General features: G+C 68.1%; 24 protein-coding genes. 12 read left to right on the plus strand and 12 right to left on the minus strand.

The genetic code is table 11. The annotated features are described in order from the left end of the window. Positions 1-6 precede the first annotated feature (6 nt). The gene (locus BM337_RS01130; protein ID WP_089813091.1) at positions 7-456 is read right to left on the minus strand and encodes a TIGR00725 family protein; all 450 of its coding nucleotides are present in this window, start codon (positions 454-456) and stop codon (positions 7-9) included. 129 nt (positions 457-585) lie between these two features. Here BM337_RS01130 and BM337_RS01135 point away from each other — a divergent pair, with 129 nt between their 5' ends. Then, positions 586-1437, plus strand: coding sequence for a hypothetical protein (locus BM337_RS01135; protein ID WP_089813093.1), 852 nt, complete (start codon positions 586-588; stop codon positions 1435-1437). Between the two features lie 297 nt (positions 1438-1734). On the opposite strand, the gene BM337_RS01140 is transcribed toward BM337_RS01135, so the two are convergent. The 5 genes from BM337_RS01140 to BM337_RS01160 all read right to left on the minus strand — a co-directional run bounded on the left by BM337_RS01140 (position 1735) and on the right by BM337_RS01160 (position 5564). After that, positions 1735-2475: a beta-ketoacyl-ACP reductase gene (locus BM337_RS01140; RefSeq protein WP_089813095.1), complete on the minus strand. Its 741-nt coding sequence runs from the start codon at positions 2473-2475 to the stop codon at positions 1735-1737. A 139-nt stretch (positions 2476-2614) separates the two neighbouring features. Then, positions 2615-4120 carry a class III poly(R)-hydroxyalkanoic acid synthase subunit PhaC gene (gene phaC / locus BM337_RS01145; protein WP_089813097.1) on the minus strand — a complete coding sequence of 502 codons (1506 nt, stop codon included), beginning with the start codon at positions 4118-4120 and terminating at the stop codon, positions 2615-2617. A 2-nt stretch (positions 4121-4122) separates the two neighbouring features. Then, positions 4123-4668, minus strand: a complete 546-nt coding sequence (locus tag BM337_RS01150) for a poly(R)-hydroxyalkanoic acid synthase subunit PhaE (RefSeq protein WP_089813099.1) — start codon at positions 4666-4668, stop codon at positions 4123-4125. Between the two features lie 42 nt (positions 4669-4710). After that, on the minus strand, positions 4711-5262 hold the full coding sequence (locus BM337_RS01155; protein ID WP_089813102.1) for a hypothetical protein: 552 nt from the start codon (positions 5260-5262) through the stop codon (positions 4711-4713). A 2-nt stretch (positions 5263-5264) separates the two neighbouring features. Further along, positions 5265-5564, minus strand: coding sequence for an AbrB/MazE/SpoVT family DNA-binding domain-containing protein (locus BM337_RS01160; protein ID WP_089813105.1), 300 nt, complete (start codon positions 5562-5564; stop codon positions 5265-5267). Between the two features lie 282 nt (positions 5565-5846). Between BM337_RS01160 and BM337_RS01165 the strand changes: the two genes are divergently transcribed. Further along, a complete protein-coding gene (locus tag BM337_RS01165) occupies positions 5847-6407 on the plus strand; it encodes a MaoC family dehydratase (protein ID WP_089813107.1) in 561 nt (186 codons plus the stop codon). A 78-nt stretch (positions 6408-6485) separates the two neighbouring features. Here the strand turns inward: BM337_RS01165 and BM337_RS01170 are convergent, their stop codons facing one another. Further along, positions 6486-7334 (minus strand): alpha/beta fold hydrolase, encoded by an 849-nt coding sequence (locus tag BM337_RS01170; protein WP_089813109.1) that lies wholly within the window; start codon positions 7332-7334, stop codon positions 6486-6488. A 72-nt stretch (positions 7335-7406) separates the two neighbouring features. Next, positions 7407-8759 carry an oxidoreductase gene (locus BM337_RS01175; RefSeq protein WP_089813112.1) on the minus strand — a complete coding sequence of 451 codons (1353 nt, stop codon included), beginning with the start codon at positions 8757-8759 and terminating at the stop codon, positions 7407-7409. Between the two features lie 355 nt (positions 8760-9114). Here BM337_RS01175 and BM337_RS01180 point away from each other — a divergent pair, with 355 nt between their 5' ends. Beyond that, entirely contained in the window at positions 9115-9588 is a 474-nt protein-coding gene (locus BM337_RS01180) for a phosphopantetheine adenylyltransferase (RefSeq protein ID WP_089813114.1), read from the plus strand. A gap of 15 nt (positions 9589-9603) precedes the next feature. Here BM337_RS01180 and cgi121 read toward each other — a convergent pair whose 3' ends face one another. Together cgi121 and BM337_RS01190 are read right to left on the minus strand one after the other, a co-directional pair. Beyond that, on the minus strand, positions 9604-10104 hold the full coding sequence (gene cgi121, locus BM337_RS01185; RefSeq protein ID WP_089813116.1) for a KEOPS complex subunit Cgi121: 501 nt from the start codon (positions 10102-10104) through the stop codon (positions 9604-9606). Beyond that, positions 10104-12602, minus strand: coding sequence for an ATP-dependent DNA helicase (locus tag BM337_RS01190; RefSeq protein ID WP_089813118.1), 2499 nt, complete (start codon positions 12600-12602; stop codon positions 10104-10106). The genes cgi121 and BM337_RS01190 overlap by 1 nt, the downstream gene beginning before the upstream one ends. Positions 12603-12704: 102 nt before the next feature. Here BM337_RS01190 and BM337_RS01195 point away from each other — a divergent pair, with 102 nt between their 5' ends. The 3 genes from BM337_RS01195 (at position 12705) to BM337_RS01205 (ending at position 15921) form a co-directional block, all read left to right on the plus strand. Beyond that, on the plus strand, positions 12705-13955 hold the full coding sequence (locus tag BM337_RS01195; RefSeq protein ID WP_089813120.1) for a response regulator: 1251 nt from the start codon (positions 12705-12707) through the stop codon (positions 13953-13955). Positions 13956-14024: 69 nt separating this feature from the next. Beyond that, positions 14025-14270, plus strand: coding sequence for a ferredoxin (locus tag BM337_RS01200; protein WP_089813123.1), 246 nt, complete (start codon positions 14025-14027; stop codon positions 14268-14270). Between the two features lie 244 nt (positions 14271-14514). Beyond that, positions 14515-15921 (plus strand): FAD-dependent oxidoreductase, encoded by a 1407-nt coding sequence (locus BM337_RS01205; protein ID WP_089813125.1) that lies wholly within the window; start codon positions 14515-14517, stop codon positions 15919-15921. A 291-nt stretch (positions 15922-16212) separates the two neighbouring features. Here BM337_RS01205 and BM337_RS01210 read toward each other — a convergent pair whose 3' ends face one another. Continuing rightward, entirely contained in the window at positions 16213-17475 is a 1263-nt protein-coding gene (locus BM337_RS01210; protein ID WP_089813127.1) for an outer membrane protein assembly factor BamB family protein, read from the minus strand. Between the two features lie 165 nt (positions 17476-17640). Here BM337_RS01210 and BM337_RS01215 point away from each other — a divergent pair, with 165 nt between their 5' ends. The 6 genes from BM337_RS01215 to BM337_RS01240 all read left to right on the plus strand — a co-directional run bounded on the left by BM337_RS01215 (position 17641) and on the right by BM337_RS01240 (position 24715). Continuing rightward, positions 17641-19113, plus strand: coding sequence for an MATE family efflux transporter (locus tag BM337_RS01215; RefSeq protein ID WP_089813129.1), 1473 nt, complete (start codon positions 17641-17643; stop codon positions 19111-19113). A 92-nt stretch (positions 19114-19205) separates the two neighbouring features. Further along, complete coding sequence (locus BM337_RS21360) at positions 19206-19937, plus strand: plastocyanin/azurin family copper-binding protein (RefSeq protein ID WP_218155501.1); 732 nt, start codon at positions 19206-19208, stop codon at positions 19935-19937. 148 nt (positions 19938-20085) lie between these two features. Then, positions 20086-20181 (plus strand): hypothetical protein, encoded by a 96-nt coding sequence (locus tag BM337_RS21945; RefSeq protein WP_449271691.1) that lies wholly within the window; start codon positions 20086-20088, stop codon positions 20179-20181. Continuing rightward, complete coding sequence (locus BM337_RS01230) at positions 20181-21029, plus strand: DUF7089 family protein (protein WP_089813135.1); 849 nt, start codon at positions 20181-20183, stop codon at positions 21027-21029. The genes BM337_RS21945 and BM337_RS01230 overlap by 1 nt, the downstream gene beginning before the upstream one ends. A gap of 768 nt (positions 21030-21797) precedes the next feature. Further along, positions 21798-22223: an HIT family protein gene (locus tag BM337_RS01235; protein ID WP_089813137.1), complete on the plus strand. Its 426-nt coding sequence runs from the start codon at positions 21798-21800 to the stop codon at positions 22221-22223. A gap of 326 nt (positions 22224-22549) precedes the next feature. Further along, a complete protein-coding gene (locus tag BM337_RS01240; RefSeq protein ID WP_089813139.1) occupies positions 22550-24715 on the plus strand; it encodes a hypothetical protein in 2166 nt (721 codons plus the stop codon). On the opposite strand, the gene BM337_RS20870 is transcribed toward BM337_RS01240, so the two are convergent. After that, positions 24712-24852, minus strand: coding sequence for a DUF7503 family protein (locus BM337_RS20870; protein WP_177227102.1), 141 nt, complete (start codon positions 24850-24852; stop codon positions 24712-24714). The genes BM337_RS01240 and BM337_RS20870 overlap by 4 nt on opposite strands. Between the last annotated feature and the right edge of the window lie 221 nt (positions 24853-25073).

The raw sequence follows: 25073 nt of genomic DNA on the forward strand, positions 1-25073 counted from the left end.
GTTCTCTCACTCCTCCGATTCCACGTAGTCGACGGCCTCGGTGGGATTCTCGACCTCCCGGATGTAGTCGACGCCGTCGATCCGGTGGGTCCCGAGCCCCGCTATCGGGCGGTCGTAGACGCCGGCGAAGCCGATCTCCGAGAGCGTCCCCGGGCCGCCGTCGACGGCGATCACCGCGTCGCCGTTGAGCACGACGAGGTGGTTCCGGCCGTGGCCCAGGCCGGTCGCGACGGCGGTGTCGACGAACTCGTTTGCGTCAGCCCGGCGCTCCGTCGGGAGGATACCGATCGTCTCGCCACCCTCTCGCTTCGCGCCCTCGCAGACCCCCTCCATCACGCCGCCGAGGCCGCCGCAGACCACGGTGTGGTCGCGCCGGCCGAGCAGTTCACCGACCTCGCGGGCCAGATCGTCCTCCTCGTCCGTACAGGTGCCGCCGCCGATGACTGCAACGCGCATGCCTGCCAGTGCGTACGACGCCGCCGTGAATCCACCGCCGGCCGCGGCGCCCCTCGCTGCGGCTCGCCACGGTCAAACAGCCGTTTCACCCACCCGCGGCTTTTTTACGCCGGTCGGGGAGTGACCAGTATGGTCGACATCGACTCCGAGACGCTGTTCAACGGCGCGGCGGCCCTCGTCGCGACCATCGCCGTCCTCATGTTCGTCACGAGCATGGACTTCGAGTACTCCCCGGTCACGAAAGTGGCGCTGGTCGCGGCCTTCCTCGGCGGCGTGTTCGCCATCACCCAGCGGAGCGACGACTACCAGCTGATCCTGCTCGGCTACGCCGTCGTCGTCACGTCCGTCCTCGCGCTGTTCTTCGACCTGACGGGGACCTTCGAGGTCGACACCGAACCGACCGTCCTCGGGTTGCTGGTTCTGGCCGGCCTCCTCTTCGGGCTCCGGAGCCGCCTCGACGACGAGAGCCACTTCGTCTCCGGCCGGCTGGCGACCTACGCGTTCGGCGCCCTCGTCGCCCTCGCGGTCGTCGTCCTCACCGTCGACGTCGTCACCGGCGGGCTCGCGTACGAACTCCAGCACGACGCGACGGTCGAGGTCGACGGCGCCGACCGCCAGCCGATCGAACTCGGCTCGGTCACCGCCACGAACCCGACGCCGCTCCCCGAACGCGTCGAGGTACCCCGCTACGAGGCCTGTCCGGCCGGCAACTGGAGCGCCTACGCCCCGCCGTCGCCCCAGGGCGAACCCGAACGTGAGGTCCACGTGAACCTCTACGTCGACGACGGCTACAACGAGCACGTCCTCGGCTTCGGGTCGAAGACCTACCCCGCGACGCTCCGCATCGACGGCGCGAACCTGACCGGCGAGCGGTTCCCCGTCGAGCGGACCGACGAGTGCCCGACGGCGGACGACGGCGAGCCCTACGTCGCCATGTTCGAAGCGTCGGACGACGACCGATACTACGGATACGCGCTGTAGAACGGTCTCAGGTCAGACTCTGCCTGCCTCACGGGTTGCTCCGCTCCCCGTTCGCAATCCGTCGGGGCGCGAACGGAGTGAACGGCCCGACCGACCTCACGGCTCACTGCGTTCGCCGTTCGCACGTAAGCTGGGCCCTCGCTGCGCTCGGCCCCAGCCTGCTCGCGTGTCGCTCCCTGCGGTCGCTCCCGCTCGCAATCGAGGTGGTTCCTCGCTTCGCTCGGAACCACCCTACTCACGGCTCACTCCGTTCGCCGTTCGCACGTAAGCTGGTCGCTCACTTTGTTCGCGACCAGCCTACCACTCCATCCCCCCATTCACCCCGATGATCTGACCAGTCATGTAACTCGAATCTTCGCTGGCCATAAAGCGGATCACCGGCGCGATGTCGTCGATGGTGGCGAACCGATCGAGGGGAATGCGGCGGAGGATCTTCTCCTGGACGCGCTTGGGCACTTCCTCCAGCATATCCGTCGCGACGAACCCGGGGGCGACGCAGTTTGCGGTCGACCCGGTGCTCGCGAGTTCCAGCGCGAGCGTCCGGGTGAAGCCGAATAGCCCCGATTTCGTGGTGGCGTAGTTGGCCTGGCCGTAGTTGCCCTGCTGGCCGACGACGGAGGAGACGTTGATCAGCCGGCCCGTCTCGGAGCGTTTGATGTCGTCCCAGAAGCAGTGGGTGACGTTGAACACGCCCCCCAAATTGACGTCGATGACGGCGTCCCAGTCCTCCTTGGTCATGTTGTCGAACTTCTTGTCGACGGTGATGCCGGCGTTGTTGACGAGCACGTCGAGTGGCCCGAACGCGTCGTGTACTCGCTCGGCCAGCGCCTCCATGTCCTCGTACTTCGAGATGTCGCCCTGGGCGGCGATCGCTGTGCCGCCCGACTCCTCGATGGCGTCGACGACGTCGTGGGCCGCCTCCTCCGAGGACCGGTAGTTCACCACGACCTCGGCCCCGTGTTCGCCCAGGTCCTCGGCGATCCCGCGCCCGATGCCGCGAGACGACCCCGTGACCAGACAGGTCTGTCCGTCCAACATGGGCTGACAATCGCACGCCGCGACAAAAAGGTACGCGTCGGGCTCGTGCCCTCGAAGGCGCGACTGACCGACGGCGGGCCGTGGCCGTCGCTGCAACAGGGTGACTCTCAGTAGGAACGTTCCCGACGTCGACCCGCGTTCAGGCCTGGTCGAGCCAGTCCTGTGCGCGCGTCTCGCTGGTCTGGGCGATCTCGGCCAGTTCGGCGGCCGAGTACCCCGCGAGGTCGGCGACGGTCTCGACGCCGGCCTCACGCAGGCGGTCGGCGTACGTCGGGCCGATGCCCGAGACCGAGGAGACGGGCGGCGATTCGGCTTCGGCCTCGCCGCCTGCTTCCTGAGCGACGTCGGCCTCGTCCTCGCCGACGCTGACGTCCTGGTCGGCCTCGTCGGTCTGCTCCTCGACCGATTCGACGGCCTCGGCGGCTGCCTCTTCGGGCGATTCGATCTCGATGTCGACGGCGCCGTCGTCGGCTGCGCGCTGCTCGGCCGCCCCGCTCGCGCTTTCGGCGGCTGCACGCTGTTCGGCCGCCCGGTTGCGCTCCGAGAACCAGTCGCTGGCACGGGGCCAGACGTCCTCGTGGGACGAGGAAGACACCGAGAGGCCGATGTGGCCGGTGGCGTACTCGATGGTCTCGACGTCGTCGCTGGCGATCACGTCGTTGAACGGCTTCGAGGCCGAGGCGGGCACGAGGTGGTCGTACTCGCCCATGAGCTGGAGGACTGGCATGGTGATCTCGTCCAGGTCGACGCGCTCGCCGCCGATTTCGAGGCGGTTGTGGTACAGATCGTTGTTCTGGTAGATCTTCTCCAGGAACTCGACGTACGTGTCGCCGGCGACGTCGACGCCCTCGGAGAGCCACCGCTCCATCCGGCCGAAGTTCTCGACGAACCCCTCGTTCTCGAGGTTCTCGGCGAAGCGGACGTACTTCGAGACGTAGTTGTCGACCGGGTCCATCAGCGCGAAGCCGATGTCGAGGTACTCCGCGGGGACGTTCCCGAACGTCTCGGTAATCGTCTCCGGGTCGTAGTACTCGTCGGAGCCCCACTCCTCGAGGACGCCGCCCGAGTCCTCGAAACAGAGGCCGGCGGCCATCAGACCCAGCGCGTTGACTTTCTCGGGGTGGAGCGCGCTGTACATCACCGACATGGTGCCGCCCATGCAGTAGCCCAGCAGGTTGATGGCGTCCTGGCCGGAGCGCTCGCGGACCTCGTCGACGCAGTTCTCGACGTACCGGTTGACGTAGTCGTCGAGCGTCAGGTGCTGGTCGAGCCGCGAGGGTTCGTTCCACTTGATGAGGTAGACGTCGTGGCCGCCTTCGAGCAGGCGACGTACCACGGAGCGGTCGGGCTGCAGGTCGAGGATGTACGGCCGGTTGATCAGCGCGTAGACGATGAGGATGGGAATCTCCTCCTTCTCCTCTTCTGGCACGTCGATGCCGGCCGCCTCCGCGTCGTAGTGGAGCAGTTCCAGCTTGTTCTCCTCGTAGACGACGTCGCTGGGGGTCTGGCCCACCTCGACGTCCTGCATCGTCTCGACGCTGTCGGGGACCGCCTGCGAACTGTCGACGGCCTCCGTCATCGCCTCGATGGTCTGGCGCTGCCAGTTGAACGCGGCGGCCCACGGGTTGGCGGGGTTGCTCGCCATGGCTAGTCCTCGAGTTCGTCGATGATGCGGTCGAGCTTCTGTTCGACGGCGTGCTGGCGCCGTTCCAGTTCGACGAGGCGTTCGCCGACCTCGTCGACGTCGTCCCGCGTCGGGAACCCGAGCTGGGCGACGGTGTCCTGGCTGATGTCGTCGGCCTCCTGTTGCATCTCCATCATCGCCTCGACGAGCTGGCCGTTCGCGGCGGCGAAGGCGCTCGTGCCCATGACGTGTTTGAACGCCTCGTTGGCGGACTGGAGCCAGATGTCGCGGAACTCCGTCGGGTCGACCTCCTCGCCCTGTGCGGCGTCGGTCGTGCGTTCGAGCATCTGCTCGGCCGCGTTCATCCACTCCTCGTAGGCCTGGTTGTACCCCTGGATGCCCTCGGCGAACTCCTCGTCCTCGGGGATGGAGTCCTCGACGGCGTCGGCCCAGGACTCGACGAAGGCCGCCTGGGCCTTCATGTTCTGTTCGACGGATTCCGAAACCGCCTCGTTCATCTGTTCGACCATCTCGGCCCACTCCTGTTGCATCTGGTTTGAGTTACTCATTGGGAATCACATCGCGGCCGCGGTACAAAAAGCTGCGAGCGCTTACGCCTCGACGGCGTCGGCTGCCTGTTCCTGGACCTCGCGGACCTGGTCCTGCACTTCCTCGACCTGGTCCTGGAGCTCTTCGATCTGTTCGCCCCACTGCTCGGCGGCCTCGACGGACTGGGCCTCGAGGTCCTCGTGGGCCTCGACGAGCAGGCCGACCTGCTCGTTCATCGCGGTGAGGACGTCCTCGGTGAGCTCGTCGTAGGCGTCGGTTTGCTCGACGAGTTCGGCCTCGACGTTCTCGAACGTCTCGGCGTGGTTCTCGAGCAGGAACTCGTACTGCTCGTCGACGGTGGCGCGGACCTCCTCGACCGTGGGCGTGACGCCCGGGACGGTCGCCTCGACGGTGTCGAGGTAGCTGTGGAAAGCGGTCTGGGCCAGTTCGACGCCGCGGCGCTGGGCCGACTCCTGGCTGTCGAGGCTGTCGACGACGGCGTCGGTGACGTTCTTCTGGAACGCGACGCTCTGCTCGAAGACCTTCTGGCTCTGTTCGATCGACTGTCGCTGCATCTGGAACGCGGTGGTGACGGGGGTGGTGTACTCGGTCATGATTACTCGTTTCGGGAACGTTTGACCGGGAGGACGAACGCCTGCACGATGTCGCCTTCCTCGATATCCAGGGCCTCGCGTTCGGCGTCCGGGATAGATATCCGGCCGCCGCTCTGCACGCGGGTCTTGAACGCAGCCGTCTGGCTCATCGCGCCGAGCTGGTTCATGTCCATGCCGGACATCCCGGCGCCCAGCATCTGCTGCATCATCTCTTGCTGGCGTTCGATCGCTTGCTCGCTCATCTCCTGCATCCCTTTGAACATCGGGGGCGTCCACGGCAGGGCGTCGTCCTCGTCGGTCATCTGTCAACAGAGTCTACATCCTTCGCAGGGATAAAGATTGCGCTCGTTACCATCTGCTACCATCTCGTACCAATACAGTCCAGATGCGACCGCCGAAATCGGCCCACAGCCGCCCGTCTACGACAGCCGAATGTCCTGTTTACGGTCCCGAGAACCCACCAGCGCGCCCGGATCCGGACCACCACCATGCTTTAATAGCACCAGTCCCAAACACGGCTGTCGATGAGTTCTGAATCGCACCGGAGTACGCTGTTGGATACCTGGACGGAGACCTCCACGCACATGTTCAACAGCGTCGTCGCGGCCAACCGGGCCGCGTTCGCCGCGTTCGGCGTCAATCCCTCCGAGGAGGACGGCGTCGTTGCCGATCCCACGGAGCGGATCGAGGCCGACGAGGACCTGCCGGAGTGGCACGTCGAACTGAGCGAAGACCACCCGGACCGGCTGGGCGTGGGCGACCGCGTCGAGTTCACGAAGACCATCTCGGACGACGACGTGCGCAAGTTCGCCGCCGCCAGCGGGGACACCAACCCGCTCCACCTCGACGACGAGTTCGCGAGCGAGACCCGGTTCAAGAGCCGGATCGCCCACGGCGGGCTCGTCGGCGGGCTCATCAGCTCCGCGCTGGCGCGCCTGCCCGGGCTCACTATCTACCTCTCCCAGGATCTCGAGTTTCACAACCCGGTCCACATCGGTGACGCCGTCACGGCCGAGGTCGAGATCGTCGAGGATCTCGGCAACGACCAGTTCCGGCTCACCACCCGCGTCACCGACGCGGGCGACGTCGTCATCGACGGCGAGGCCGTCGTCCTGATCGACGACCTGCCCGAAGCCGACGACTGAGTAGCGGACGGCCGCGACTCGCTTTCGCTTCTCTCCCTTCTCTGTCTCCGACCGTTTCCGCTCCCGAGCGTAGCGATTCTACGCCAGACAGAAGTCCCGCACCAGCCCGTTGAACGCTTCGGGACACTCGCGAGGCACCCAGTGACCGCACCGGTCGAACACCCGTAACTCTCCGGCACTCAGCCGCTCGCTCGCCTCACGCGACCACGACACCGGGAACAGCGGGTCGTGCTCGCCGTGGACCAGCAGCGTCGGCGTGGACAGGTCGCCCAGCCGGGACCGGTAGTCCGTCCGCAGGCCGTCGGGCCGGAACTCGTGGCGCTGCCAGCTCCGGAGCGCGTCCATCGACCGGCCGCTCACCGCGCCGTGGACGTCGTCGACCAGTTCTTCGGGCACCGACGACCCGAGCAGTCCCTGGAGGTTGGTCCGCACGCCCGCGCGTGAGGAGACGCTGCCCCAGAGGAAGCTACTCGCGAAGGGGATGCGGAGCGCCGCGCTCGCGGCCTGGCGCCAGTAGGCGTCTGCGCCCAGCCCGTAGCTGTCGACGAGGACGAGGCGCTCCGGCGAGCCCCCGTCGAGTGCGTGGCCCAGCGCGACGGCGCCGCCCATCGAGATGCCCACCAGCCCCGCACCCCGAATCCCCATCGCTTCGAGGAAGGACCCCAGCACGTCTACGTAGTAGTCGGTCGTATACGTCCGGTCGGGGCCGTCGCTCTCGCCGTGGCCCGGCAGGTCGAGGGCGTACACCGAGAACTCCCCGGCTAGCGCCGGGAGGGCGTGACGCCAGGAGACCGCCGCCGCGTCGAGGCCGATGCCGTGGAGGAAGACGAGCGGCGGCCCGTCGCCGCCGTGGAGATAGCGCACGTCGACGTCGTCGCCGTCGACGGCGAGGGACGCGCGGGAAGAACTGATCGTGGGGGAGTTCATCGACCCTGCGTAGTGTCTCGACACCGATGACCGCTTCGGGTCGCTGTCGGTCTCGAACCGGGCGCGCGGGAGTCACTCGTCGTACTCCCCTGCTCGCTCCAGTCGCGCCCGCTCGCGGACGACCGACGGCGTCCGACATCGGCCCGGCTCGCCGGCCACCTGCGGAATCGTACAGTTGTTACAGCTCTCGCACAGGGCGTCCGCGCCGTCCAGCAGCCGCGCTCCCAGCCGCGGCTCGGCGTAGAACGGCCGGCCCATCCCGACCAGATCGGCGGCGGGCTCGTGGCTTCTACCGGTCTGGTCGCCATCGGCACCGCTGCCGCCGTCGTCACCGAGCAGCCGCTCACAGGTCTCCCGCTCGCGGATTCCGCCCTCGCAGAGGACCGGTACGTCGACCCGCTTGCGCACGGCATGGCAGAAATCGGCGTTCCAGCCCGGTTCGTCACCGAACTGGGTCGCCTGCAACCGATTGAGCAGTTCGACTGCCCGGGCCCGGAGCGGCCCGCCGAAGGCCGCTGCGTAGTCGCTCTGCAGGTCCGCCGCGTCCCAGGCCCGGTCGGGAAACGCCCCCCGGACGACGCTCATGTCCCAGAACGTCGAGACCTCGACCGGGACGAGCGCGTCGTAGCCAACCGCCGCGAGTCGCTCGGCGATGGCCACGCCGTCGCTCCGGGAGAGGTGTCGCCGGACGAACGGGGGCGCAGCGGTCTCCGCCGGCACCTTCGTCGCGAGCGGGACGTCGCCCGCGTGCCTGCGCACGGCGTCGTGAACGACCTCCAGAAAGCGGACCCCGCCGCGGCCGTCCGGGCCGGTCCCGAACTCGTCGTCCCGACGGTTGTAGAACGGCGAGCAGAACTGCTGGACGATGCCCATGTTCGCCCCGGAGAGGTGAATGCCGTCGTACCCTGCGTCGACGGCGTACCCCGCACACCGCCCGAACTGCTCGGCGAGGTCGTACACCTCCGCGGTCGAGAGAACGTGCGGATCGAGGTCGATCAGCCCGGCGTGGTCCAGCGCCCGGAGCTGCCACGGCGGTCGGGAAACCGCCAATTGGGAGACGCCGGGGTTCCGCCGGCGGTGTTCGGCGTGCCACACCTCCAGGCTCCGTAGCCCGCCGTGGCCGAGCTGGATGAATATCTTGCCCTCGTGTGCATGAACCGCGTCTGTGAGCCGCTGGAGTCGGGCGACGAACTCGGGGTCGTGGACCCGCGTCATGTTCGGCGCCGCACACCCGCTCTCGGCGGTGACGATGCTCGCGCCCTGGAAGACGAGGCCGACGCCCGAGGCCGCCGTGGGTTCGAGTTCCGAGACGAACCGGTCGATGGCGTCGGGCCCGTTGCCCGCGCATTCGAGCAATGGGGCGCGGTAGAGGCGGCTCGGGACCGTGAGGCCGCCTATTTCGACCGATTCCTCCAGGCTCGCCATTGACTTTCGATACGGCCCGCTCCGGTGGTAAGGCTGGTGGGCTTTGGGAGGTTCCAGTAGAGCCAGCAGCCGTGTGCGACGGAAACGGCACAACTACCAACAACAAGAAAGCCCCCGGGCGCTCGATGGCTGCGACTCGCTGTGCTCCTCGCTACGCTGCTTGCTTCGTCTCGCCGATCGAGCGCCCGGCCCCTTTCAGTCCCGCCCGGTCGGATGATCCACGGGGTGGGACTGAAAGGGGCGGGGCTTTCTTGTTGTTCACATCTGCGTGATTGGTAGCACTCTGGCCCGCTACTCCTGTTCCAGGGAACCGCCCCGATACTTAACCACGACACGCGCGAACGTCAGATCAGGAATGAAAGTCGCAGTCGCGGGGACGTTCGGTCCCATCCACGACGGACACCGGAACCTGTTCGAACACGCGCTGCAGTACGGCGACGAGGGCGTCCTGGTCGCGGTGACGAGCCAGGAGATGGCCACGTCCTCGCGCACGCGCGAGGTCCCGTCACTCGAAGACCGCAAAGCGGCGGTCCGGGAGGAGGTCGAAAATCTCAACGAGTGGGACCGGGACGTCGAGATTCGCACGCTGAACGACGAGCACGGCATCGCCTCGACCGACCCCTCCATCGACGCGCTCGTCACCTCGCCCGAGACGGCCGAGAAGCTGGCCGACATCAATGCGAACCGCCGGGTGAACGACCTCGAACCGATCGAGGGAATCCTCGTCCCCTACGTCCTGGCCGACGACGGCGAGCGCATCTCGTCGACCCGCGTGGTCGCCGGCGAGATCGACGAACACGGTCGGCTCCTCGGCGGCGAAGAGAACTGAAGCAGCTCCTCGCGGCTACTTCTCCACGGTCAGCAACGCCACCCGTTCGCGGACGAGGTCGGCGAGGGTGCCGTCCGTCGCCGCCAGTTCCCGCTCGCCGACGTCGAAGAACTTGCGGACGAGCGCCTCGTCGTACTCGCCAAGCGTGTCGGCCGGTTCCAGCAAATCGGCCACAGCGGCCACGGCCCCCGATTCGTCACCGTCCTCGTCCGGTGCGTGCACGACCACGGCGACGGGCGTCTCGCCCTCGCCGACGCCCATCTCCAGTGCGCGGTTGATCTGGCGCCGACCGGCGGCGTAGAGCAGAATTTCGACGCTCCGGTCGCGGGCGATGGCGTCGTCACGGGCGAACGCGCGGTCGGCCAGTTCGACGGCGCGTTCGAGGTGTTCGCGGTCGACGACGTAGCGCGCGTCGAACGCCTGGACGGCGACGCCGTGTTCCTCGCCGATCGTACCCAGCCACTCGACGAAGTCGTCGACGTCGTCCACGGTCGCAACTCCCTCGACGAGCTCCATCAGAAGTCACCCAGGCTGGACTGGTCTTCGTCGTCTTCGGCACTCTCCGACGGGATTCCTCCGCCGTCGCCGCTGGCTGCGCTTCGCTCTCGCCGCTCGTAGGAGACGTCGTCGCTTGGTTCCACATCCTCCATCGACGGGTCGCGGTGGCCGGCGTTCTCCAGGACGGTCTCGGCGGTCTTCTCCCGGCCACGCAGCGCGGCGAGGACGACGGACTTGTCGGCGTCCCGGAGGTCGGCGCGGGTCTCGATGCCGGCGTCGAACAGCCGGCGGGCGCGCTTGCGACCGACGCCGCGGATGCCGGCCAGGTCGACCAGTTCCTCGCGGACGCCGTGTTCGACGCGCGTGCGGGCCTTGCGAACGCCCGGCGTCGCCGCGAGGTCCAGTTCGCTGGCTAGCGACTCGGCGGCGCCCAGCAGCCACTGGGCCGTCTCGACCTTCCCGCGGATGTCGCCCGGGCCGACGCCGTAGCGCTCGGTGATCTGGTCCTCGTCGACCTCGCTGGCCCAGTCTTCGAGGAGGCGCGCCGTCTTCAGGGCGGAGAGCCAGTCGTCGAAGCGGTTGTCTTCGTACTCCGAGGGCATCGCGCCGAGGAACTCCGCTTCCCGCTCGTAGGCGACCATCGAGTACTCCTCCTGGTCGCCCGAACGGAGGTAGAGCTGGTACATGTCCGGCGTGCGCGAGACGAGGTGGTACAGTCCCATCGCCGTCGGGTCCGGAATCTCGTCGTCCTCGACGTTGCGCTCCTCGCCGCCTTCCTCTGCTCCCCCATCGTCGTCGGAGACCAGGTCGCTCGCCGTCGTGAAGCCAGGCGGCTCGCCGTCTGCGTCCGCGGCTTCCCGTCCGTCGTGGGGCGACTGCGTGTCCTGCTGTCCAGCGGTTCGCTCCCACTCCCGCAGGCCGTCGATTATCTCGGCGGCGCTCATCGGGTCGAGGTAGAGCCGGGAGACGGTGTGGCCCAGCGAGGTGGCAGAGAGTTCGTCACCCTCGCGTTCGAGGAAGTCGTTGACCTGGAGGTAGGCGAGCACGTCGTCGACGACTGCCTCCAGCCGGCCGCTCTCGGTGGTCTGGGTGGCATAGAGCGTTCGGTCGAGGAAGTCGAGCAGCCCCTCGCGCGACCGGGCGAAGCCGCTGGCGACGGTGGCCAGCAGGTGTGTGCGGAGCGCTGGCTCTGCGGCGAGCTTGGAGCGGACTGGTTCGGGGTCGGCCCAGACGTAGCGTTCGAACAGTTCGTCCAGTTCGTCGTGGCTGTTGGCCAGCAGGACGGCCTCCCCGTAGGGGTCCAGCCCCGGGCGGCCCGCTCGCCCCATCATCTGGTGGACCTCCAGGACGGAGAGGGGCTGCATGCCGCCGGCGGTGCCGTCGTAGCGGCGCCAGTCGCGGACGACGACGCGGCGGCTCGGCGTGTTGACGCCAGCCGCGAGCGTGGGCGTGGCGCTGACCACCTTCAGCAGGCGGTCGCGGAAGGCGTCCTCGACGAGTTCTCTGTGTTCGGGCGCAAGCCCAGCATGGTGAAAAGCCGCTCCGCCCGCGACGGCGTCGGCCAGGTCGTCGCTCGTCTCGGTGTCGCTGACGTCCCGGATCTCGCTGGCGACGCCCTGGAGCTTCTCCCGTTCCTCGCCGGAGAGGAAGGGTTCGACGGTGTTTGCGAGCCGCCGGGCCGCGGCCTCGGCGTTCCGGCGGGAGTTGACGAAGACGAGCGTCGACCCCTCGTCTTCGAGCGTGTCGCGGACGATGGCCGCGGTGGGCTTCTCGTTGCCACGGACCGGGAGTTCGCTCTGGCTCCCGTCCTCCAGGTGGAGCGCCTGGCCGTAGTGGACCCCCTTCTGCAACTCGATGGGGCGCCAGTCCGAGTCCACGAGGTGGGCGTCGAGCCACTCGGCGAGTTCGGCGGCGTTGCCGATGGTCGCCGAGAGCGCGACGGTCTGCATGTCCGGGTTGATACGGCGGAGTTTCGCGAGCGTGACTTCGAGCGTGGGGCCTCGTTCGCCATCGTCGACGAGGTGGACCTCGTCGGTGACGACGCAGGAGAGGTCTTCGAGCCACGGCGCGTCGTTGCGGACCAGGGAGTCCACCTTCTCGCTGGTCGCGACGACGATGTCCTTGCTGGCGAGCCACCCGCCCTCGGACTCGTAGTTGCCAGTCGAGACGCCGACGTCGAGGCCGTACTGCTCGAACTCCTCGAACTCGGCTTTCTTCTCGCTCGCGAGCGCGCGCAGGGGGACGATGTAGAGGGCGGTCCCGCCGGCGGCTCTTTCGTCGTCCTTGTCGGCCTCGGCAGCGTCTTCGGCAGGCCCCCCAGCGATCGCAGATAGCATCGCTAACTGCGCGATGAGCGTCTTCCCGCTGGCGGTGGGGATGCTCGCGACGAGGTTCTGTCCCCGCGTGACGCCGGCCTCGACCGCCTCGGCCTGGGGCGGATACAGCGACTCGATCCCCTCGTTCCTGAGGTGGTCGGGTAACCAGTCGGGCACGCTCGGCAGGTCCGCGACGTCCATTAGGGCGACCTTTGCCCCTCCCGCCGTTTAAACTGTCGCCCGCGCGCGGCGTGTGCTAGTCGGCCACAAGAAATTAACCCGCCACGGCCTTACTCCGATGCCATGGCTACTGTCGAGGAGCCGATCAGGGTTCTCCTCGTCGACGACGACCCCGACCTCGGGGCCGTCACCAGCATGCATCTCGAACGCCAGGACGACGCCTTCGAGACGCAGGTCACCCACTCCGCCGCCGAGGCGCTGGACGTCCTCGACGGCGACGTCGACTGCGTCGTCAGCGACTACGAGATGCCCGAGCAGGACGGCCTGGACCTGCTCCGCGAGGTCCGCGAGTACGACGCGACGGTGCCGTTCGTCCTCTTCACCGGCCGCGGCAGCGAGGAGATCGCCAGCGAGGCCATCTCGGCCGGCGTCACCGACTACCTCCAGAAAGGGACCGGGACCGACCAGTACGCCGTCCTCGCCAACCGGATCCGCAACGCCGTCGCCCACCGGCGCTCGGCCGAGGCCGCCGCCGAGACGGAGTCCCGCTACCAGACGCTGGTCGAGAGCTCGCCGAACGCCATCCTCGTCCACGACGGCGAGGCGATCCGGTACGCGAACGAGCGACTCGTCGAACTCGCCGGCGCCGCCGACGCTGACGAGGTGTTCGGCTGTGACCCCGTCTCGCTGGTCCACCCCGAGGACCGCGAGCGCCTGGCCGACCGGGTCGACCGCGTGCTCCGGGACCGGGAGTCCGCCGGCTGGCTCTCCTGGCGCCTCCGCCGGTTCGACGGCGGGATTCGCAGGGTAGAGAGCCGGGCCGCCCCGGTCGTCTTCGAGGGCGTCCGCGCCTCCCAGGTCGTCCTCCGGGACGTCACCGACCGCTACTGCCGGGAACAGCGCCTGGAAGCGCTTCACGACGCGACCAGGCGCCTGCTCGTCGCGGGGGACCGCGGAACCGTCGCCGACGTCGCGCTCGACGTCGTCGAGAACGTCTTCGACGAGTCCGTCGCCGTGGTCTGGGAGTACGACTCCGGCGACGATAGCCTCGCCCCGCTCGCCGCCACCGAGAACGCCACTCGCATCGCCGAGAAAGCGGGCCTCGAAGCCGGCGTCTCGCCGCTCCCCGACTGGGCCGTCGAGATGACCGTCTTCGAAGCGGGCGATTCCCGCGTCGTCGAGGAGTACGGCGACCGCGACGACGCCGTCACCGACGCCTTCGAGACCGTTTTCATGTATCCGCTCGGCGAGCATGGCCTGCTCGCCATCGGCTCGACCGACCCGCGGACGTTCGACGACGCCGAGCGCGACCTGGTGGGCATCCTCGCCCGCTCCGTCGCCGCCACGTTCGACCGGCTGGAGAGTGGAGAGTAGGATCTTCTGGATCCGCTAGGTCGGCCCGCATCCCGAACGCTAAGGACCGTCCGGACGAACTACCCACTAATGCGAATCGAGTACGACCGCGACACCTGCATCGGGATGTTCCAGTGCGTCGCCGAGTGGGACGCCTTCGAGCGGGACGAGGACGCCGGCAAAGCAGTGCTTGCGGATAGCGAGGAGACCGAGGACGGCCTGTTCGTCCGCGAGGTGCCCGAGGGATCGGAACTCGACGCCAAGTTCGCGGCGCGGGCCTGTCCGGTCGAGGCCATCACCGTCTACGACGACGACGGCGAACAGATCGTCCCCTGAGGCGGCTGCCAGAGTCCGCCCGGTCGCCACGAACCCGTCCACGTTCCGCACCCGTTCACGTCCAGCACCCGTCCACGTCCAGCACCCGTCCACGCCGTCGATCGCACGCCGGCACCGTCGGCTTTGGGTGACACACTCTCGCATTTTCACGCCTTCTAACAGAATGTCAGATAGTGTGGATTAAGTATGAGACGCACTGTGATACCATCGAGCGACTGCGATATCGCCGAACAATCCACGATCTATGGTTGACACTTACGACCTCGTCATCGTCGGCGGAGGCATCAGTGGCGCGTCGCTGCTCTACACCGTCGCGAAGTTCACCGACGTCGAGCGCGTCGCACTACTCGAAAAGGAAGAGGAGATCGCGGCGATCAACTCCCACCACACGAACAACTCTCAGACGCTGCACTTCGGGGACATCGAGACGAACTACACCCTGGAGAAGGCCGAGGACGTCAAGGAGGGTGCCGAGTTGCTGGCCGGCTACCTCGAGAGCGTCGACGCGGACCGCGAGATGCACAGCAAGCGCTCGAAGATGGTGCTCGCGGTCGGCGAGGAGGAGGTCGCCGAACTGGAAGAGCGCTACCACGAGGAGGGCTTCGGCGACCTGTTCCCGAAGCTCGAACCGATCGAGCGCGAGGAGATCGCCGAGATCGAACCCGCCGTCGTCGAGGGCCGGGACCCCGACGTCCCGATGCTGGCGCTGCAGACGCCCGACGGCTACGTCGTCGACTACGGCATGGTCTCGAACTCCTTCGTCGAGGCCGCCCGCGCCCAGGACGGCGTCGACGTACTGACGGGGACCGAAGTCCGCGACATCCGGGAGACCGCCGACGGGTTCACCATCGACACCGAGGAGGCCCTCATCGAGGCCGACGCGACGGTCGTCGCCGCCGGCTCCCACAGCCTCCAGATCGCCCAGGAGATGGGCTACGGCGAGGATCTGTCCCTGCTCCCCGTCGCTGGCAGCTTCTTCCTGGCCGACGACCTGCTGAACGGGAAGGTGTACACCCTCCAGATGAAGAAGCTCCCCTTCGCCGCGGTCCACGGCGACGCCGACGTCCACGACGGCTCCATCACCCGGTTCGGCCCGACGGCGAAGGTCGTCCCGACGCTCGAACGCGGCGAGTACGAGACCGTCCAGGACTTCCTCGACGTGTTCGGCCTCAACCCCGATTCGTTCCTCAGCTACGGGAACATCCTCGCCGACCGCATCCTGCTGCCCTACGTCCTCCGCAACCTCGTCTACGACGTCCCGGAGGCCGGCGCGCGAGCGTTCCTCCCCCACGTCCAGAAGGTCGTCCCGAACGTCGACCTGGAGGACATCGAGCGCGCCGAGGGCTACGGCGGCGTCCGCCCGCAGATCGTCGACACCTCCGAGAAGTCGCTGGACATGGGCGAGGCGAAGATCGTCGGCGACGGCGTCATCTTCAACATCACGCCCTCGCCGGGGGCCTCGACCTGCCTGAAGAACGCGATGAAGGACACGCACACGCTCGTCGAGTTCTTCGAGGGCGAGATCGAGTTCGACGAGGAGTCGTTCCGCGAGGCCACCATCGGCAACTTCCCGCGTGCCGACGGGGCCACGGCGGACGGTGCGAGTGACGCGACCGTCGACGAGGCCGACGCGGCCGCCGCCGACGACTGACCGCTCCGGTCTCTTCTTCGACGACTCGCCGGGGGTCGCTCGACTGCTTCGCGGGCGTCGAGCGGAGCGAGTGCGACGGCGACCCGGTGTACCCGGCCAGTTCACCGGCGGAGCCGTCGATCGAGGCCGTCGATTCCGTCCGAGGGGGGCGCCTACCCAGTCTCCCGTCGTTTCCCAGTCGCCTGAACCCGTGCGTACTCCGGGTCGCTGTCGTCCGGACGCCTTCTTCCTGCGAGAGCAGACCTGCGACAGGGAGTTCCGCCCGCCGCTGCACTGGGCCGAGTAGCTCGTTTACTCGCTTCCCTCCGCCACCCCGATGGCGTGGATCTCGTCGTACGTGCCGTTCTCGCCGTGGAACTGGGCGTAGATGTGGCCGTCTGCGACGGCGAAATCGACGAGGGTGCGGCTCGACCACGGGTCGACAGCGTCGGTATGGTACCGCCAGCGCATCTCGCCGGACGACGGGTCGATACCGTAGAACGTCCCCTTGCTGTTCGCCGCGACGAGGAGGTCACCGACGCGAGCGACACCGGGCTCCCAGTCCCGCCTTCCGCAGGCCGCATCGTCCGTGAAGCGCCACTCGACGGACCCGGTGGCGGCGTCGAGTGCGACGAGTGGCGTGTTGGGATGGCTGTCTGACACGTAGACGCGGTCGTCGTCGACGACCGGCGAGGTCGGATAGTAGCGGCGTACTTCGTCAGACACGTAGCGCCAGATGCGGTCGCCCGAGTCGAGGTCGTACGCGTCGAGCGCCCCTTCGGTGGCCGCGTAGAGCACCCCGTCGGACACGACCGGGGCCGTGACGAGATCGAATTCGAAGACGCGCTGCTCGCTGCCGTCCGTGGCGTCGAGTTCCGCGACGCGGTGGTCTGATTCGAAGAACACGGACCCGCCGGCGACGGCCGGTGGTGTCTCGTCCACGTTCCGGTCGGTCTGCCACAGCTGGTCGTAGCTCTCTACGTCGACTGCGGTGATCGTGTTCCGGTCGTTGTTGAGGACGTAGAGCGTTCCGTCGGCGACTGCCGGTGGGGCGACGACGGGCGGCGTGGCATCGATTTCGTCGGCCGTCAGTCGCTGTCCGAGTCGCTCGCCCGTCTCGGCGTCGAGCTTTATCAGGCGCATGCCCGTTGCGACGTGGAGCGATCCGTCCGCCGCGACGATCGTTCGGGGGGTCTGGGTGAGTTCGGCGCTCCAGACTTCCTCACCCGACTCGGCGTCGAACGCCCAGACTCCGGGGGTCTGGTCGTTGGCGCTCTGGCGGGCGTCGTACACCAGCCCGCCGGCGACGCAGGGGTCCTGGGTTTGATCCCCGTATAGCCCGTTTTCGGCGGTCCACAGCGTTTCCGGTGCCGTCTGGGGTGCCGTCCCCGCCGGATTGTAGCCGGTGTTGCCGCTGTCGAACTTGAACCGGGGCCAGTCGGTGGGGTCGGCCGCCGAAGTCGCACCGTTCCGTTGGCTCGAGCCGTTGCTCGTCTGTCCTGACACCGCCGTGGCGAAGCCGGTCGCGCCGATCGCCGCACCGATCGTTCCGATGAATGTCCTTCGTGTGGGCATGACTTCGATTCGCCACCTCGGGGGACGGGGATTTACTTAACGACCCGCTAGACCACACCGAATCCCGTCAAGCGACAAAAGACGAATGCCGTCCCGCGGCGGATTCCACCGGGTTCGCCCGTTCGTCCGAAAACGACAGGACCCTCCCGCGCACACTCCGAGTAGATGGTCCGCGACGTCCCGCGTCGGCTCGTCGAAGGATTTCCCGCGCTCCTCGCGCGCCTCGGCCTCGTAGAGCGAGAGAAGGCCACCGAAGCGCTGGATCTCGCCGCGCCGGTGATGGTCACCGGCGGACTCCGGATCCTCCTGCGCATCGCCGACTTCGCGATGGTGGGGCTGGCACTCGGCGACGCCGCGATCGCCGGCCTCGAACTCGGGTTCCAGTACTACTTCGTCGGCTTCGGGCTCTCGCTTGCGATCACGTCGGGGACGATCAGCGTCGTCTCCCGGCTCCAGGGCGCGGGCGAATCGGCCCGGGCCAACCTGGCGGTCAAGCAGTCGCTGTGGCTCGGCCTCGCCATCTCCGTCCCGCTCACGCTCGTCTCGTGGTTCCACGCGCCGGCGCTGGTCGGCGTGCTCACCGACGACCCGGACGCCATCCGGAACGGCGCGACCTACCTCTCTATCGTGATGATCGCGCTCGTCCCGCGCTTCTGGAGCATGATCGCCGCGCGAGCGCTGGCCGGCAGCGCGGACACGCGCACGCCGATGTACGTCCGCCTGCTCACCCTTCCCACCAACATCGCGCTCAACGCGGTACTCATCTTCGGGCTGGGCCCCGCTCCCGCGCTCGGCATCGCCGGCGCGGCCATCGGCACCGTCGTCGCCAACGCGCTCGCCGGGGCGGTCTTCTTCGCGCTGCTGGTCTCCGGGCGCTACGTGGTCACCCTCGACCTCGGCGGGCGGCAGTTCGACCTCGGACTCCTCACCGAAATCGTCCGCGTCGCGCTGCCGCTGACCGGGATGCGCCTGCTCCAGACGTTCGCCCGCTTCCCCTTCCTGTTCGTGCTGGGGACGCTCGGGACGCCCGTCGTCGCGGCTTACGCCATCGGCAACCGGGTGATGCAACTCGCGCTGATGCCCGCCTGGGGCTACTCGACGGCGGCGAGCACGCTCGTCGGCCAGCACGTCGGCTCCGGCGACGACCGGTCGGCGACGGACTACGGCTGGCAGACCCTGCGCATCGCGCTGGTGACCCAGCTGATCATCGCCGTCGTCGTGGTGACGCTCGCCCGCCCCATCGCCGCCGCCTTCGGCACCGAGAACCCCGACCTGACGGTGCAGTTCGTCCGGGCGTTCGCGCTGGGCGTCGCCGGCTTCAGCGTCTCGCGGACGATGCGCGGGAGCCTGCGCGGCGCAGGCGACACCCGCTGGCCGCTCTACGGGACCGTCCTGGGGGCCTACGTCTACCGCCTCCCCGTGGCCTTCCTCGCGCTCCCGGCCGGCTTCGCCGTGACCGTCCCCCTCGTCGGCGTCACGCTGGCCCCCGGACTCGGCTGGGGCCTGCCCGCCGTCTACGCCGCCATCGTCGGCGACTTCTACCTCAAGGCCGCCGTCAACACCGGCCGGTTCTGGTCGGGGAAGTGGCGCGACGTGGCCCGGGCCTCTGGCGTCGGCGCGGGCGCCGGTGACGACTGACGGCCGCGAGGATGGGCCCGTACCACCTCTCTAAGGCCGCTACGTAGTACGTCGCTAGTAATGGTGGGGGCACTCCTCTGGTATCTCGAACGATGTCCGACCCGACGCTGACGCGACGCCGGATGGCCGCCCTGGCCGGTGCCTCCGCCGCGTCGCTGGCCGGCTGTAGCGGGATACTGAACGACTCGTCGCCCGAGGAGGCGACCGACGCCGGAAGCGGTGGCGACGGGAGTGGCGGCGCAGGGAGTGACGGCGCCGACGACGAGACTGGCGCCGGTGACGACGGGAGCGGCGGTGGCGGTGACGGGTCCGATTCGGGGAGCGGCGGCGACAACACCGACGGCTCCGACGCAACGGAAACCGAGACCATCCCGCTGCAGTCGGAACCCAGGGACAGTCTCACGGTCTCGATGGTGGCGGGCGAAGACGGCACGAAACTCCAGTTCGACCCGCCGCTGGTCTGGGTGGAGACTGGCGGCACGGTCACCTGGGGCCTCGAGAGCGGGAATCACTCGGCGACGGCCTACCACCCCGACAACGACCGCCCGCAGCGGATCCCCGAGGACGCGTCGTCCTTCGACAGCGGGGTGCTGGCGGAGTCGAACCCGACCTTCGAGCACACGTTCGAGACGCCCGGCGTCTACGACTACTACTGCGAGCCCCACCGGGCCAACGGCATGGTCGGGACGGTCGTCGTCGGCCGGCCGGACCCGGACGGGCAGCCCGGCCTCGCCGACCCCCAGGACGAACTGCTCGACGCCGCCAGCGAGTCGATCACGAAGCTGAACGAGCGAACGCGGACGCTCCTGGAGGACGCGGATTGAGGCGGACTGGCACGGACTGACGACGGCAGGCCGGCGGCGGTCGATGCTGGTCGCCGCTGTCGATGCTGGTCGTCGCCACCACCAGGGATGCTCGTCGTCGCCGCCGAGAACTGAAGCTTTAATGTCGGCCCCTTTCGAAACTGAACGTATGAGCACGGCAACGAAGATCGTCGTCGGCACGGTCGGCATCTCCGCACTCCTCTCGCTCCTCGTCGTCGCCAGCTTCGTCCTCGTCCCGGCGTGATGTTCACCGAGCGTCCCCTCGACGGCGAGGTGGCGACGGTCCGGGAGCGCCACGCCCCGGATGCGGTCGTCCTCGACTGCGAGCGCGACTTCGAGACGCTCGACCCTGCGGTCGCCGAGGACCTCCTCCTCCTGACCGACTCGGTCGACCCGCTCTCCTACCCCGACCACTGGGTGCCCGCCGACGCCCCCGAACCGCTCCACCGGCTGGCCTCGACCCAGTTCACCGTCGGCATGCCCGGCGACGGCGGCGTCGCCTGGGCTGGCTCGTCCGACGGCGGAGAGGACGAGCATACGGCGAGCGGGGAGGGACGACCCGCGAGGCACGGCCAGACGACCCCGCCCGTCGTCCTGGTCAAGCCCCGCCTCGAAGGCTCGCCGGAGGACTTCGTGGACTTCCTGCTGGCCGAGGCGTTCGTCGAGGTGGGTCTGGGCCTCCCCGAGCACTTCCTGGGGTTCTTCGAGGACCGCTACGCCGACCTCGCCGACGCCGTCGGCGACCGGCTCGACCCCGCCGGGACCTACCAGCTCGCCGCCGCGCTGTTCGACGCCTACGTCGGCCTCCATACCAGGGAGGTCTTCGCCGACTGGGAAGGCGACCTCCCCCGCCTCCACGCCGCCTGGGTCGACGCCGGGCAGCGACTCGAACCCCGGCTCTCGGACCTGAGCGAGGAGGTCGCGATGGGCCGCACCGACTTCGCCGCCGCGGCGGAACTGGCCTGTTCGGCGGTGAAGCACGATATCGAACTGCCGACTCCCTTCGCCGCGCTCGACACGCAGGCCTACCGCGAGTACGGCGCCGAGTACGCCGTCACCTGGGCCGAGAAGACCGTCGATTCGCTGGACTAGGATCCGTTGGGGCTGGTCGTCATCGAGTGGTTTTCGATCTCATCTTCAGGAGTTGGAGGACGAGTACCGATGCCAACAGCCAGAAAGCCCTCGGCGCGCTCCAGTCCCGGGGCTTGCTGCGCTCCTCGCTACGCTGTCGTTCGAAAGACGCTTCGCGTCTTTCGTGATGACGAGAGAGCTTCGCTCTCTCGAACCACGGTGCTTGCTACGCCCGGGTTCCCGGAGCGCCCCTCGCCCTTTCAGTCCTCCAGGGATGGCACAACACCGCAGCCCTGCCCTCCCCCTGGTCGCGGCATAAACGCCGCTCTCGGCCGAGCGGTTGCGGAGCGGTCAGGATGCGTGATTCGCGCCGGACGGCGCGAATCCGGGGAGGAGTGGTGGACCCATTCGCGAGCGCCTCCGTGCGCGAGCTATGCTGTCCCTGGAGGACTGAAAGGGCGAGGCACGGTCGGCGAAGTCCGAACCCGCAAGCACGCGAGGAACGAGCGCGCACAGCGGGTTCGGACGAGTCGAGCGGGCCGAGGGCTTTCGAGGCGTTTGCAGTATCGACGCCGACTCCAGAGAGCGGGCCGAGGGCTTTCGAGGCGATTGCAGTATCGACGCCGACTCCAGAGAGCGGGCCGAGGGCTTTCGAGGCGTTTGCGGTATCGTCATCGACTCTGAACGAACAGCCCGATCGATCTCCATCCGAAACGTACGCTTCGACAACCCGGCCGAGAAGTCCCTCTCACACCAACTTTCATAGCCGGGCCGCTCGCAACCCTGCACATGGACTCGGACTGCATCTTCTGTCAGATCGTGGCCGGCGACATCCCGGCCAACGTCGTGGCCGAGACGGACGACGCGATCGCCTTCCTCGACGCCAACCCGCTGGCGCCGGGGCACACCCTGGTCATCCCGAAAGAGCACTACCACCGACTGAACGACGTGCCCGACGACGTCGCGGCCGAGGTGCTGGGGCTGGTCCACGAGGTCGTCCCGGCCGTCGAGGCGGCGGTCGACGCGCCCGCGACGACGGTGGCGTTCAACAACGGCGAGGAGGCCGGCCAGGAGGTGCCTCACGTTCACGGGCACATCGTCCCGCGGTCCGGCGACGACGGCCAGCGGCCGATCCACGCCCTCTTCGAAGACCGGCCGGGCGTCGGCGACGAGGAGATGAACGAGATCGCCGCGGCCATCCAGGCCGAGCGGTGACAGGCATAGCCAAGTGGTGACGGGCAAGGCCAGGTCGTGACTATCGAGGGCACCCGCTGACCGGACACGGCCCGTCGGCGCCGTGCCGGCGGCACGCTTGCATCGGCGGTGCGCTGGCATCGACACTGCGTCGGCGTTGCGCTGCCATCCGCACCGCACCGGATCCGACGTGGGAAATAGCAAGCGGGCGACGGATTCGAACGCGCTGTGAGGAAGGCTTTTCTCCGGGTAGGATCTTGACACGGCACGAACGACGACGGCTGGCGTCCCGGACGGGACGCTGTTGCCTGTCGCGGACCGCATATGATGGACACCGACGACCGCTCATGAGGGACACGACACCGGACGTCGAGCCGATCACTGGTCCCACCGGGATCCGGATCTCCGACCCCATCGAGAGCGCCCAGTTCACGCTCCTCACGCCCGTCCCGGTCCATCCGACTCGCGCGGACACCGACGCGTTCGCGCTGCCCGTCGACACCGCGGCGACCGTCACCGTGACCGAACTGGAGACGCCCCACCTCGTCGACGTCTGGGTCCGCGACGCGGACGTGAACCTCGTCGCCCAGTGTACCAGCGGCGAGTCGGTGTCGCTGCCCCCCGGCGAGTACTACGTGGAACTGTCCTCGGCGAAGATGAAGCTCTACCTCGGCGTCGAGGGGGGCGTCGACGTCGAACCGCGCGACGGTCGGGTCCGGCTGACGTTCCCCGACGCCGCGTCGGTGACCGTCGGCGCGCGCTCGTTCCACGAACAGCCCGCGGCCACGATCCAGACGACGACCGACCCCGCGGACGTCGCGACGGCGCTGTCCCACCTCGGGTCGGCACTGAAGACGCTCAGTTGCGAGCGCTCGTTCCCGACGCTCCGGGGGCACCCGCCGCTGATCGAACTCGGCCCGGAACTGGACGTCCCCGAGGCTATCGAGGCGCCCGACACCGGCGTCACCATCGAGGTGCCGCCGGACCTGGGCCATCTCTTCCCGGTTGCCTCGCTGGCGTACTACCTCGGCGCGACCGTCGAAATCGGCGAGAAACCGGTGCTACGGGCCGACGGGGCATCCTTCCCGCTGGATGCCGACGGCGACTTCGAGGCGACGGTGACCCGGACCCTCCGGCAGGTGTTCCTGCTGGACTGTGTCACACGCACGGAGGGGTACTACGACGTCGACCTTCACGAGCGTGGCCTCGTCGAGGACGCGGTCGACCTGGACTTCGCGGCGCTGTACGACGAGCCGCTGGCCGCCCAGCTCCGCGAGTACCTCGCGGTCCCCTACGAGGCCGTCGCCGGGGCCGTCCCGGCGTGGAAGCTCACCGCCGACGTCGTCCCGGACGCCGAGCACGTCTCCGCCCTCCCGTTCCTCGCGAACGAACTCGCGGCGATCCGCTGTCCGGCGGCGGCGACCCTGCAGTCCCGCTCACTCGACGACTCGACGCCCGAGGTGCGTTCGTTCTTCCGCGGCCCGCCGGGGGTCGACGCCGCCCGGTTGGGAGGTGCTACCGCCCGGTCGAGCCTGGTCCACGGGTCGGCCACCCGCTCCAGTGGCCCCGAGCGGAACGACGACGAGTCGACGACCGACGAACTGGTGTTCGAACCGCCGCCGGCCGACAGCATCGAGCAGACCTACATCGGCCCGGGCGTCCCGCTCGGCGCCAGCAAGATAACCGTCGACCAGCTCTACCGCCGACTGGCGGTCGAGCCCACGGCCGACGAGCGCATCCGCGTGCTCGTGGTGTGTAACGACCCCGCGATGCGCGAGGAGAACGCCGTCGGCGACGTCTACGGCATGCGCGAGTGGATCGAGTTCGACATCACCACGCGCGAGGGGGTCACCACCGACGAACTCACCGACCTGCTCCGGGAGCACTACGACTTCCTCCACTACATCGGCCACGTCGACGACGACGGGATACGCTGTGCCGACGGCCACCTCGACGCCCGCTCGCTGACCGAGGTGAACGTCGGCGCCTTCCTGCTGAACGCCTGCCAGTCCTACGACCAGGGCCAGGGGCTCGTCGACGCCGGCGCGCTCGGCGGCGTCGTCACGCTGACCGAGGTGCTCAACCGGACCGCGACGGAGATCGGGCGGACGGTCTCACACCTCCTGAATCAGGGCTTTTCCCTGCTCTCGATGCTCGACCTCCTGGAGGAGAGCCATCGCCTGGCCCAGCGCTACATGGTCGTCGGTGACGGGAACGTTTCGATCGTCCAGAGCGAGTCAGGGACGCCGATGTCGGCGTCCATCGAGCGATCGGGCGACGGTCGATTCGAGATGGAACTGTTCGGGTACGCCTCGCGGAACTATCAGCTCGGTACACTCGTCACGCCGTACGTCAACGACGAGAACGTCCGGTACGTCAATCCCGGCGTGCTGGATACGTTCTCCGTCGGTCGAGAAGACCTCGACGAGATCCTGGGCATGCAGGAGTTCCCGGTGACTATCGACGGCGATCTGTACTGGAGTAACGAGATTTCTGCGTCGCAACTAGACTAGGGTCCCGCGGTCGCGCCGGCGATGGCACCTGCCGCCGCGCCGGCCTGGGTCAGCAGGACGAGCGCCATGAACAGCGCGCCGAGGAGCTTGGGGTGCGATTCGAGGAACGCGGCCGTTTTGGATTCTGTCTGGCTCATATCCATGTAGGCAATGGCTGCCAACTGCATTCAATTTATCTAAAGATATGCAATATTTTAACCGTAAAAATAACTGTAAGAATACGAATCGAAACAGTCACTGAACGATAAAATACCCTGCAGTGGTGCGATTTTCCGGCCGAGAAAATACTTAAGAGGGTGTAGAATGCTATACCTAACAACGATTATGCCCCAACTGGGCGAACGCAGGTGGCCCGGCG

The sequence above is a fragment of the Halomicrobium zhouii genome (assembly GCF_900114435.1).
Classification (GTDB): Archaea; Halobacteriota; Halobacteria; order Halobacteriales; family Haloarculaceae; genus Halomicrobium; species Halomicrobium zhouii.